10 protein-coding genes and 1 pseudogene are annotated in these 10,791 nt (G+C 66.0%); 8 read left to right on the top strand and 3 right to left on the bottom strand.

Going from position 1 to position 10,791, the window contains the following annotated elements; all coding sequences use genetic code 11:
* Positions 1 to 197 precede the first annotated feature (197 nt).
* Genes ACTWQA_RS43900 through ACTWQA_RS43885 form a run of 4 tightly spaced genes read left to right on the top strand, consistent with a single transcriptional unit; the run spans position 198 to position 4,222 of the window.
* On the top strand, positions 198 to 899 hold the full coding sequence (locus tag ACTWQA_RS43900) for a vWA domain-containing protein (RefSeq protein WP_305917652.1): 702 nt from the start codon (positions 198 to 200) through the stop codon (positions 897 to 899).
* 47 nt (positions 900 to 946) lie between these two features.
* Entirely contained in the window at positions 947 to 1,972 is a 1,026-nt protein-coding gene (locus ACTWQA_RS43895) for a protein phosphatase 2C domain-containing protein (protein WP_327586696.1), read from the top strand.
* A gap of 21 nt (positions 1,973 to 1,993) precedes the next feature.
* A complete protein-coding gene (locus tag ACTWQA_RS43890; protein ID WP_443164812.1) occupies positions 1,994 to 3,031 on the top strand; it encodes a hypothetical protein in 1,038 nt (345 codons plus the stop codon).
* The gene (locus ACTWQA_RS43885; RefSeq protein ID WP_443164811.1) at positions 3,032 to 4,222 is read left to right on the top strand and encodes an FHA domain-containing serine/threonine-protein kinase; all 1,191 of its coding nucleotides are present in this window, start codon (positions 3,032 to 3,034) and stop codon (positions 4,220 to 4,222) included.
* On the opposite strand, the gene ACTWQA_RS43880 is transcribed toward ACTWQA_RS43885, so the two are convergent.
* Positions 4,212 to 5,756, bottom strand: a complete 1,545-nt coding sequence (locus ACTWQA_RS43880; RefSeq protein WP_443164810.1) for a hypothetical protein — start codon at positions 5,754 to 5,756, stop codon at positions 4,212 to 4,214. The two genes, ACTWQA_RS43885 and ACTWQA_RS43880, sit on opposite strands and share 11 nt — an antisense overlap.
* 351 nt (positions 5,757 to 6,107) lie before the next feature.
* Between ACTWQA_RS43880 and ACTWQA_RS43875 the strand changes: the two genes are divergently transcribed.
* The 4 genes from ACTWQA_RS43875 to ACTWQA_RS43860 all read left to right on the top strand — a co-directional run bounded on the left by ACTWQA_RS43875 (position 6,108) and on the right by ACTWQA_RS43860 (position 9,810).
* A complete protein-coding gene (locus ACTWQA_RS43875) occupies positions 6,108 to 6,257 on the top strand; it encodes a hypothetical protein (RefSeq protein ID WP_443164809.1) in 150 nt (49 codons plus the stop codon).
* Positions 6,258 to 7,027: 770 nt separating this feature from the next.
* Positions 7,028 to 7,591 (top strand): hypothetical protein, encoded by a 564-nt coding sequence (locus ACTWQA_RS43870; protein ID WP_443164808.1) that lies wholly within the window; start codon positions 7,028 to 7,030, stop codon positions 7,589 to 7,591.
* Between the two features lie 12 nt (positions 7,592 to 7,603).
* Positions 7,604 to 8,659 (top strand): DUF4331 family protein, encoded by a 1,056-nt coding sequence (locus tag ACTWQA_RS43865; RefSeq protein ID WP_443164807.1) that lies wholly within the window; start codon positions 7,604 to 7,606, stop codon positions 8,657 to 8,659.
* Between the two features lie 686 nt (positions 8,660 to 9,345).
* The gene (locus tag ACTWQA_RS43860; protein ID WP_443164806.1) at positions 9,346 to 9,810 is read left to right on the top strand and encodes a hypothetical protein; all 465 of its coding nucleotides are present in this window, start codon (positions 9,346 to 9,348) and stop codon (positions 9,808 to 9,810) included.
* 57 nt (positions 9,811 to 9,867) lie between these two features.
* On the opposite strand, the gene ACTWQA_RS43855 is transcribed toward ACTWQA_RS43860, so the two are convergent.
* Entirely contained in the window at positions 9,868 to 10,422 is a 555-nt protein-coding gene (locus ACTWQA_RS43855) for a GAF domain-containing protein (protein ID WP_443164805.1), read from the bottom strand.
* A gap of 80 nt (positions 10,423 to 10,502) precedes the next feature.
* Positions 10,503 to 10,699, bottom strand: a pseudogene (locus tag ACTWQA_RS43850) (IS110 family transposase); the annotation flags it as partial.
* Positions 10,700 to 10,791: the final 92 nt, after the last annotated feature.

Genomic DNA, 10,791 nt, shown 5'->3' with positions numbered 1-10,791 from the left:
CGGGGACTGCTTGGGGTCCTGCTGTGGTCCTGCCACCTGCTCCAACCTCTTCCAACGGGTGATCAAACTACCCGCGGCTGATAGGTGTTTCGGACCGGGACTGGTTCATTAGCTCTGACGCGGATGGAACCCGCTGAAGCCATCCTTCTGTTCGCAACCTTGCAAAGACCGGTGATCCCTATCAGGATGAAAAGCCGATGAGATCGGCTAACGGGCGCCCTCGCGCCTTCCCCTTTTACATCGTGTGCGATGTATCGCATTCGATGCACACCGCCCGCGAGGATGGGCGGCCCACCCCCTTCGAGATTCTCTCCAACTGTGTGGGTGAGCTGCTTTTCGAGCTGGAGGCGGGCGATCCCGGCGTCAGTGAGGCCGCGCATGTCGCCGTGGTGTCCTTCTCCGACAAGGTCGAGCTGGTGCTTCCGCTGACCAGGCCGTGTGACGCGATCAGGGTTCCGGCCCTGAAACCTGGCAGACAGACGGATTATCTGACGGTCTTCAGCGAGCTCGTGAAGATCATTGAGAAGGATTACCGGAAGCTGTCCAAGCAATTCGACGTGCGGGCGCCGGTTGTCTTCTTCATCACGGACGGCGAGCCGTACGTCGGCCAAAACCATCAGGACGTCGAGATCTGGGGCCCCGCTCGCGACCGGCTGGCGAGCCTTAACCCGGCGCCGTACATCGTGGCGCTCGGGTTCGGGACGGTGCAGGAGGACACCCTGCGGCGGGTCGCCACCACCCTCAGGGGCGAAGTGCTGGCCTTCGTGGGCGAGATCGGGACAGGGGCGGCCACCGTGCTGCACGGCATCGCGCAGGCCGTCTCGGACAGCATCAGCGCCTCGGTCAACAGGAACACGGCCGTTCTGCGCGGACCTGGCGGGATGCGGCAGCTGAGATGATCAGGGCAACGCTGGCGGGATTACTCCTGGTCATAGGAGCCGGCCCGGTGGGAGCGGAGCCTGGCCCGTCGCCCGAGCCGACGGTAACGGTGACCGTCACGCCCAGTCCGCGGCAGGGCGGCGGGACGGCGTCGGGCTGGCCGCTGTGGATCCTGTCCGGCATCGCTGGTGGCGGCGCCGTACTCCTCGGGCAGTTACTGCTCGGCCGCAGGACCCGCACTGCGGCCGACGGCAGAACACCACTCGGTCCGCTCCCCCAGCCGCTGCCCGTCCTGCTGGCGGGCGGCGCGGACTCGCGCGCCCCAGGCGTCGCACTCGACGGCGGCATGCTCGCGCATACCACGGTCCGCGCCGTGAGCATCCGCGGCCGGCGCCATCGATATCGCGGCGAACCCCTGCAGGATGCCTACGCCGTACGGCTGAGCGCGGACGGACGATGGGTCATCGCGGCCGTGGCTGACGGGCTGGGGAGCACGCTGCACGCCGAACACGCCGCCGCGGTGGCTGTGCGCGCCGCCACGAACCTCTCCCTGACCCCCGACCGCGGCTGGCACGCGGCCTTCGCCACCGTCGCCGGCGAGGTCATGCGCGCCACCGCCCGGCTCGGCGGCCAGCCCATTGGCAAACACAGCGCCGGAGCATCGGATCCGCCCGCCACGACGCTGACGATCGGGGTGATCCCCGCGGACGGCAGACGAGGGATCGCCGCCTGCGCGGCTATCGGGGACTCGCCGGCGCTGTGGCTCCATGACGGGACGTGGACCGAGATCTTCCCACCCGAAGGGCAGCGACCGGGCAACGTCACGTCCGCCCTGCCGGACGACCTTGGTGAGCTGCGGGAACGGCAGATCGATTGGGGGCCGGGCGATGTGCTCGTCCTGTGCAGCGACGGGTTCGGGACGGCCATGGGTGGCGGCGGCAGCGTACTCGCCCAGCAGCTCGTCACATCGTGGAGTTCTCCGCCCACGCTGCGCAGCTTCCTACGCGATGTGGATTTCCATCTGTCGACTTACGATGACGACCGGACCGTTCTGGCGTTGTGGGCAGGCCGTCACGACACGGCCGTCCTGTGACAGGAGTGCGGCGGCAGACGTATGAATCCCCCAGATGTGGTCGAGGAAGCGGATCTGACGCCGTCCACGGATGCCGATGTCTACTCCCTGCGCCCGGGCGGTCAGGCTCGCAGCCTTGCGCCGTGCGAGGTCAGCGGCGTCCCTGGCCGGTTTCTGTTCAAACGGTACGACGAGGAGACGCTGACGGGGCTGGACGAGGACGCTCTGCTCGCCATGGTGCGCTGGCGGCGTGGACTTCCCCGGCAGGACCGCGCGACACTCGATCGGCGCTGTGCGTGGCCGGTCGCGGCGGTCCGGGACGAGCGGGTCACCGGCATCTTGATCAGACCCGCTCCCGAGCAGATGTTCGTCGAGCTCCGCACCCGCCGGGTGCCACGACATCTGGATGAGCTCACTCGGTCGCCCGAGCGGGTGAGCGCCCTACGCGACCACTACGGCACGCGCTACTACGAGCCGCCCTACAAGCTGGCCGTCCTCGGCCAGTTGCTCGCGACGATGCAGTGGCTGCACGAGCAGGGATATGTGGTGGGCGATCTGCAACTGCGCAACGCCGTCTTCACCATCGACCCGGCACCCGCGGTATACCTGCTGGACTGCGACTCCTGCATACCGGTCGGAGGCCGCGGTGCCTTGCCGGAGGTCGATCCCGAGCAGTGGAAACTGCCCCGTGAAGGCGGATTCACCCCGGAGTCGGACTATTACAAGTTCGCCTGGGCCGTCGTGCGGTGCCTTCAGGAGAGCGCCGAGGCGTGGTCGCTCGACGAGGCCGCGCTCGCCAGGGTCCTGCCATTGCGGCATCGCCGCCTGATAAGGCAGTGTCTGGACGGTGCACCCGAATCGGTGGACATCGCCCGATGGCGGGCGGCGGGCGAGTCGTGGCGGTGGCTCGTCACTCCGGAACGCATCTACGTCGAAACCGACTCCAACCTGCGCGAGGCGTGGCAGCGGGGGAAGTCCGCGGTCGGGGATGGCTCGCGCGGCCGGCACGGGGGAATCGTGGTGCTGATCGTCGTCCTGGCGGCGATCGCCCTCGTCGTCGCGGTCACGTTAGGAGTCTGAATGAACACCGGCGAGCCACGGCGCATCGGGCCCTACGAGGTGCTCGGCCGCCTGGGTGTCGGCGGTCAGGGCACGGTCTACCTTGCCCAGGGCGAGGCGGGCCGGGTCGCGATCAAGGTGATCCACGCGCAGGGGGCAGCCGACCCGAGGGCGCGCAGGCGGTTCGCGGACGAGGTGGCCATCGCCTCGCGGGTGCCCAGGGCGTACACGGCGATGATCATCGACGCCGCCGTCGACGGTGACCAGCCGTACATCGTGAGCGAATACGTGGAAGGCCCGTCCCTGCAGGAGCTCGTCGACACGCACGGGCCGCTGTCGGGAGCTGCGCTCGAGCGGCTGGCGACCTATACGGCCACGGCCTTGGCGGCGATCCATGGCGCGGGAGTCATCCACCGGGATCTCAAGCCCGCCAATGTCATCATCGGGCCGGACGGACCACGTGTCGTGGACTTCGGAATCGCGCGGGCCCTGGAGGCGACCGCCGCGATCACCACGACCATAGGAACCCCCGGCTATCTCGCACCGGAGCAGGTGGGAGGGGCCGACGCCGAAGTGGGTCCCCCCGCCGACGTGCACGCGTGGGCAGGCACGGTCTATTTCGCGGCCACCGGCAAGGCGCCGTTCGCGGGGAACAACGTGGCCGTCATCATCAACCGCGTCCTGACCAAGACCCCCGACGTGGGAGTGATATCCGAGCCGCTGCGTTCACTGATCGCCGACTGCCTCGCCAAGGATCCGGCGCGGCGGCCCACCTCTATGGAACTGCTCGGCCGCCTTGTGGGGCATCAGTCGCAAACCGCGCAGGCGACGGTGCCACATGTAAGGATCTTGCCGACCAGCCTCGGAACGCTGAAGGAGACCACCACGCTGGGCAGCGGGCCCGCGGCCGACATCGTGATCCACGGGGAGGGGATCGCCCCGGCGCACGCCACCGTCCGCAAGGTGAGCGCAGGCTACCGGCTGCATGACCACAGTAGCGGTCTGGGGACGTTCATCGACGGCCGCCCTGTTCTCTATGCGACCCTGCGACCGGGTGATCGGTTCACGATCGGTACAGCAGTGCTCCGCCTCACGGAGGCGGGGGAGTTGGAGCGCGTACTTCTCAGCCGAATGTCCGCCGCGCGCTGGTGGCTTCTGCTCTTCCTCATCGCGGCAGTGGCGCTTACGGTAATCGTCGTGGTCATGGGATAGTCACGGGCGTGGGCATGGTGACGTTCACTCGTTCCCCGGTCCTGGAGTCGAGGGTGAAGGCTCCGCTGGCGCCGCGGATGACGTTGGTGCCGGTGAACAGGTAGAGCTGCCCGCGCACCGCCACGGCGGAGGGCAGGCTGAGCTGGGACGGGTCCACGCCGATGGCGGCCTTCTGAATCGCGGTGACCGCGGCGGTCACCGCGTCATACGCCAAGATCGCCAACCCGCTGCCGAGATGCGCCGCGGGGAAAGTCACACCATGGTGGGGCGCCACGAACTCGTCACGGAAGTCGCGGTAGAGCTGGCGGTGCGGATTGTCCTGGTGGTCGAGCCGCTTGGGATCGGCGAGCGGCACGAACATCACCTTGATGGGCGCTTCGGGGTCGTGCAGCGACGGGTCGTTCGGATTTTGGTCCTGGGCGTCGTCCCCGGTGACCACGGTGATGGGCGTGGATCGGCAGGGCCGGCTCCGCAGCAGCTTGAGAAATGTGGGCATGAACGCCTGGCGGCCAGCGTAGAAGATCATATCGGTCTTGGCCCCGCAGATCGTGTCGCTGATGGTCCGCAGGAGCGAGGGACCGCCACGCGGGTCGAAAGGAAAACTGAGTCCGGACCTGTCGACGTACGGCTTGAGCCCAAGCTTCGGATCGAGGAAAGCATCCTTAAGTGAGCGGGCGTAAAGGTCCTTGGTTCCCTGCGGGGTCACGTCAGCCCACATCAGGGCCGCGTTCCCCCCGACCTTCTTCTTCTTGAACTCTTCGGCGATGGCCTGCACCTGGGCCGAGGTGCTGACCGCGGTGCGGGTGAGACCAGCAATGGGTCCGCCGTCGTCGATCTCACCGGTGGTGTTGAACCCGGCCGCAGTGATGAAATCGGCGACCATCGGGATTCCGGGATCCTTGGCCAAGGCACGTGCGGCATCGATGCTTTCCTGCTGGCTCGGGCCCATTCCGGTGACCGCGACGACCTGTCCGGGGCTCGCCGTCGCTCCCGTCGCGGCATTCTTCCGCACCGCCTGCACCGTCGTCCGCCACTTCGAGCCGTCGTGACCGGTGTTGGCCAGCAGGAGCCGGATCTTGGGGAACGTCTCCGAACGGTTGGCGCGGTACTGACCGATGAACGCCCCCTCGAGCTGGTGGAGGGCGCGCTCGCCGACCAGTCCGCGCGGGCCTGCCCCCATCGGGGCCATGAGCGCGATCGTGCTGTAGTCCTTGTCCTTGGCGACCGTGCGGTTTTCCGCCGCGATGGCCTCCAGGATCTGGCGATACTGCTCGCCCAGGACCGTCGTCCCGTCGGCTGGGTCCATCAGCCCGACGCATTCGCCTTCGATGGCGACGACGTCCGCGCTGTTTGTTTCACAGCCGCCCCATGGCCACGATCCCTGCGTGTAATTCACGAGTACCGCAGTGGATATCAGGACGGCGACAACAACGACGATCACCACCAAGCGTCGGCGAAAAAGCGTCCCCACCTGGCGTAAGAGGCTCCAGGCGCGCTCGGCGAAGGAGGGAGGCGGTGCCGGTTCGTCATACATCTGGACTCCAAGCCGTCACTTATCCCACGACCGTGCAGGCGCGCTTTCCCGAATATCGATCGCACGCTTCCCCATCCCTGGGCCGGCGGCCGCCTAAACTCATCGTCATTAAAACGTGATCAATGGCAGCCGGACAACAGTCAGTTGGCGGGTTCGTCTGGAAACGGTTGGTCGAAGCCCATCGTCAAAGGCCCTGTTCATGGGGAGGCGACGGTGTGAATCTCCCCTCCTACCGTGGAGGCATCGCCTATGAGGGGGACGGGCGATGACAGAGAAGCGGCGGAGGTTCGATCAGGACTTCCGGGATGGCGTGGTTCGGATCGTCGAGGAGACCGCAAGCCGATCGCGCTGGTGGCCCGGGACTTGGGGATCAAGGAGGGCATCCTCGGCAACTGGGTGAAACTGGCGCGCAGGCGGCGGGCCGCGGGAACGGAACGCTGGACGCCGACGAGCGGGCCGATCGTCCTCCGCGAGCCGCTCACCATCCCCATGGTCCCGTGATCGATGGCATAGCCACGACGCGGAGTGCAGCAAGCGAACAACCGTCTCGACGCTTGGTCACACGTCTGCACCAAGGCGAGCGGCCAGGTCGCTTCGATCGACTCGGGCAGGCCCGGCGTGCTCTCCAGCCGTAGGCGACGTGAGGCCCTCACGGCCGGTTCGTATCGGGTGTCGCGTTCTGAGGGAGTAGCGGCACGAGCGTGAGCGCCGCCGCCTCGCCGTACCGTTCACTTTCGGAAACGGACACTCGGGCCGTCAGCGGCATCTCGCCGGAGCTCTGCTCGCACTCACCGATGTGGAATCGACATACATCCGTTACAAATTCGCCATGACTAACTAGAGATCATTCTCCGACGGAGAGGCTACTGAAAGCGACTGAAGAGCACGGAGTGTAGAACATGCCCTGCCCAACCCCTCCGGCCTGACCCGTACCCTGGTCATCGATTGATCATCATTCCGCCGAGCGCCACGAACCGCCCTTGTGGAGGACTCCGTGGAACCTCGTGGGCAGCATGGTCGCGTGCGTTTGAGGCCCACGATGGATGTGTTGCCCACGCCTCATAAAGTCCAGTGCGCGGCCCATTGCTGAGTCATTCCCATCCCCCGCAACACCATCGCCGTACTGCAGAAGGCTCGGGGAGTCCCTGTTCACAATCCAGCGTTACTGATCCGCATTTCCCAGTAAAGGTGTGACGAAAGATGGTCGGACGTAAATATATGAATCCAGATTCGACGTTTATAACGGAGTCACAGACAGCATCGGAGGGCGCATGTTGAACCGGCGCGGCATTCTCGCCGGACTCGCCGCTTCCCCCTTCATCGTGGCTCTGGGCGCTCCCGCCGGCACCGCTTCAGCCGCCACTCGCGCCCGATCGTCGGGCGCAGGCACAGCTGCCGAAACGATTGTGCGCGGTGGCGCGCGGCGGTGGCATGGCCCATTTCTCAGCCCCGGCGCCCGACTGCTGCTGCCAGCGGGAGTCAAAGCCGCTCCCGTCGAGGATTACTTCACCAGTCCACGCCTCACGCGAACGGCGTATGCCTGGCCTCAGATGCCAGCCCTGGATGGCATGATGGTCGACGCGTCGATCATTCCAGAACATGGAGCACCGTCGCGTGTCGCAGTCCTTAGCGGCTTTGACAACGGCGGGTACGAGCTCATCAGTCGGGAAGGGAAGGCCACTCGCGTCACGTGGGACCACCGCGAGCTCCCCTACCTGCTGTTCGTCGGCGAGTTTGGCGCCACCAAGGATGTCGGTTATATGAGCAAGTTCTTCACTCTTGCTCTCGAACCGTTCTCCCGCAACCCCGTCTTCCCGCATACCCCCATCCGCTAGAGGAGCCGCATAATGTCTCACCACACTGACATCCCGGAATCGCAGCGGGATATCACTGATGTCTATTGCTTCGCCGGCAACGACGGCACGGTGTTCGTGATCAACGTCTCGCCGCTGCAGAGCTCGGGATTCGATCCTGAAGTTTATTATGAGTTCAAGGTCGACACGAGCAGTCCGCTTGATTATCTTGAAGACATCACCTGGCGCGTTACTTTTCCAGGCGGCGACGCTGTAAAGGTTGAACAGCTCACCGGTCGCGCCGCTCGTGACCGCGACGCCACGGGCAAGGTCATTACACCGGCCGAAGCGAGGCTGGGGCAGGTTGTCACCTGCACGAACGGAATCAAGCTCTTCGCCGGCGAGCGCGGTGAGCCGTTCTTCAACGACCCGCGCTTCACCGTGGCGACGCGGGCCGCGTTGTCAACAGGCACGAATCCCAGTTACACCGCGCTTTATCCCGCCCAGAACGCTTTCCAAAACACCAACGTCAGCGCGATCGTCCTTGAGGTGCCCAGCTCGATCACCGGCTCGGGAACCATTGGATACTGGGGAAACACCTCGGTCAAGGAGCATGGCGTGTGGCATCAACTTCAGCACGCCGCAGGCCCCCTTGTCGGCTTCATATGGGACTTCTCCGGCGGCTCCGCCGGCATGGATTTCAACGCCAGTCATCCCAAGGACCACCTGAACGGCAGGCCCAAGAACCCTGGCAGCGATCCCGCCTCAGGGTTCTGGGGTCAGGTACGGGACGCCACGGCCGCCGTCGTCGCGGCACGAAAGACCTTCGACGATCCACCGCACGGCAAGGCCACCCCGAAGGCGTACGGCGCGTACGTCGCGGACACGCTCCTGCCCGACGTCCTACGCTTCAAGGTGGGCACCTCCGAGCTCTGGGACCCCTGGAACAAAGAGATTCAGAACGGTAAGGGCATCACCGAATGCGCCCCGGATTCCATGTATGACCTGGTGCTGAACGAAGAACTCACCATGGGTTTGACCCATAAGGACGCAACCGGCATCCTGCTCGACCACTTCCCGTATCTCAGCCGCCCGGTCACCGGCGGGTGATGCGGTCCTGAGCTGGGCGCCTTCTGTCCTCCAGAGTGGATTCTGAAGGGCCACCATTAGCAGGAAGAAGCTCCTGACCAGCGCAAATGCGAGGCTCAGGAGCCTTCTTCTCTCATGGTCGCCGACACCACCATGGCAGACGGTTCTCATCTGGTGCCAATGATCCGGACGACGTCACGTTGGCCGTCGACGACGCCGACACACCTCACCTGTACGCGGCATGGCCGGGTTTCTACCGGACCGGCGCTCGCGCACCGGCTATGGAGCGGAGAGGCGATGACTGTCATCCAGGTACACGCCCTTGTACAGGCGGCCGATCGGAACATGCGAAAGGTCGTGGCGCTGGCGGCGGTCCAGCAGGACTTGGCGGGCCGTCACTCTCGACGCTGCGCAACGCCTACCTCGGCGTGAGCGGTCCAGCCAGGGGCGCTGTGAGCGCCCTGGCCCGTCGGTTGCAAATGCGCCAGGCGACGGCCGGGGGTCCAAGCCCCGGACGCGACCTCACGCGTGAGGAGCAGGCGCGGCGGCGAACCACACCCTGTGCCCGTCGCCGCGCCCTCATACGCCCGGCAGGCTTCCGCGGCCTCTGCCGGCGGGTCCTGCCCTTCCGGGCGGGCAGGGCCAACACTTTCCCTTGGACGTCCGGCGAGCGCAGTTGCCGGGCAGGGCCGGGCTCGCGCCCGCAAGTGCTCACGCCGCGAAGGTGTTCGCCGAAGTCGCCTCGCAACGGGCGCCGCATCAAGCCGCTCCGCGAAGCCGACGACCAGAAGACACCCGACAAGGAGATCATCTGGAATGACGAGACCATCGACCAGGCACAGGCCGCTGAGCTGAGGGACAAGTCCGCAGACGAGCTCATCGCGGCCGGTCACATCAGGTCGGCCCCGGTCGAAGCAGCGTTCCGCACGGTGCCCCGGCACGCGTTCGTGCCGGCCGACACGCTGCCGTGGGGGTCTGTGGGGATTGTCTGCCCTGCCAGCAGGGCCCTGGCCTTGGCCTCGCGGTTGATTCAGGCCACGAGTCACCCGCTCGAACACTGTGCTGACAGCTCGCGGCCGACACCCCTTGTGTCGATGAGCGTATGGTCGATGCCCCACAGCGCGATAATCTTCCCCGACGGCAGAGTTCCGTCTGGAGACCGGTGCTTCTGAGCCCACTGGCAGACTGACATTGGCCGCTCACGTTTTCTGAGAAGCGGCATCCCGAGGTTATCTGGGCCTTTTCAGCAGACGAGCCCGCTGATGGATCCTCTCCACAAGCTCTGCGGCCCGGGCCTTGATGAACGCGACCCCCTCGGTACCCCAATCGTGGGGCTTGGTGTCCACGACACAGATGGTGCCCAGGGTCTCCTCCCCGTCGATCAACGGGGCGCCCAGGTAGGCGCGAACCCCGATCTCGTCCACCACCGGATTGTTGGCGAAGAGGTGATAGTCCATCACTTCGTCCAACGCCATCGCATGTTTCCTCGTCACCACGTACATGCAGTAACCGTGGTCGCAGGCCATCGTCCGGAACGGATCCGTCTCCGGGTCGACGCCCCGGTCGCGCGAGGAAGGATACAATCCGGCGAAATACTGCCGTTCTGGGCCGATGATGTTGACCATGGCGAATGGCGCCTCTAGCTCCTGGGCCAGGGCCCGGGCGAACTCGTCAAACTCAGGGTCAGGCTCCTCCCGGATGCCCAGTTCCTGGAGCAGGGCAGCGCGGCGGGGCGCTTCCTGGTCTACGGGAGTCACTAGGCGGAAGGCGGAGGGAAGGCTCATCACAGGCTCCTGTCTGCTTACCTGGCCGTTCCTGTCGGATTGCGGCCATCCCGCTCGGAGGATAGCAAGGTGGTCACGGAACGGCGGCGGCGAACGGACCGGTCGGGGCCGGTCAACCTCCACGACCTCGGCCCCTTGCCTGCTGCAGGTTGCGCAGCAGGCCGGCGCCATATGAGCCGGTGCCTTCGATAACGGTGCGGACGTCGCCGGACGTGCGCTCCATCGCCTGGTAACCGCCTCGAGCGGAGAACGACGCGGTACCCAGCACCTGGTGCCGACGCCGTCCATGCTTGGGGCTCGCCGCGGGCTGCAGTCCAGCCGCGGACTCCCGCATCAACCGCAAGCGCTGTCCCCCTGCTGACCGAATGC

The organism is Nonomuraea sp. 10N515B (assembly GCF_052245915.1).
GTDB lineage: Bacteria > Actinomycetota > Actinomycetes > Streptosporangiales > Streptosporangiaceae > Nonomuraea.
The sequence above is the reverse complement of the archived record's forward strand: the minus strand, read 5'-3'. Positions and strand labels throughout refer to the sequence as shown.

What these genes read in the sequence shown, in the direction of transcription:
- ACTWQA_RS43890 (WP_443164812.1), top strand. Translation starts at nt 1,994, where the DNA reads ATGAATCCCCCAGATGTGGTCGAGGAAGCGGATCTGACGCCGTCCACG.
- ACTWQA_RS43880 (WP_443164810.1), bottom strand. Translation starts at nt 5,756, where the DNA reads ATGTATGACGAACCGGCACCGCCTCCCTCCTTCGCCGAGCGCGCCTGG.
- ACTWQA_RS43865 (WP_443164807.1), top strand. Translation starts at nt 7,604, where the DNA reads ATGTCTCACCACACTGACATCCCGGAATCGCAGCGGGATATCACTGAT.
- ACTWQA_RS43900 (WP_305917652.1), top strand. Translation starts at nt 198, where the DNA reads ATGAGATCGGCTAACGGGCGCCCTCGCGCCTTCCCCTTTTACATCGTG.
- ACTWQA_RS43870 (WP_443164808.1), top strand. Translation starts at nt 7,028, where the DNA reads ATGTTGAACCGGCGCGGCATTCTCGCCGGACTCGCCGCTTCCCCCTTC.
- ACTWQA_RS43855 (WP_443164805.1), bottom strand. Translation starts at nt 10,422, where the DNA reads ATGAGCCTTCCCTCCGCCTTCCGCCTAGTGACTCCCGTAGACCAGGAA.
- ACTWQA_RS43885 (WP_443164811.1), top strand. Translation starts at nt 3,032, where the DNA reads ATGAACACCGGCGAGCCACGGCGCATCGGGCCCTACGAGGTGCTCGGC.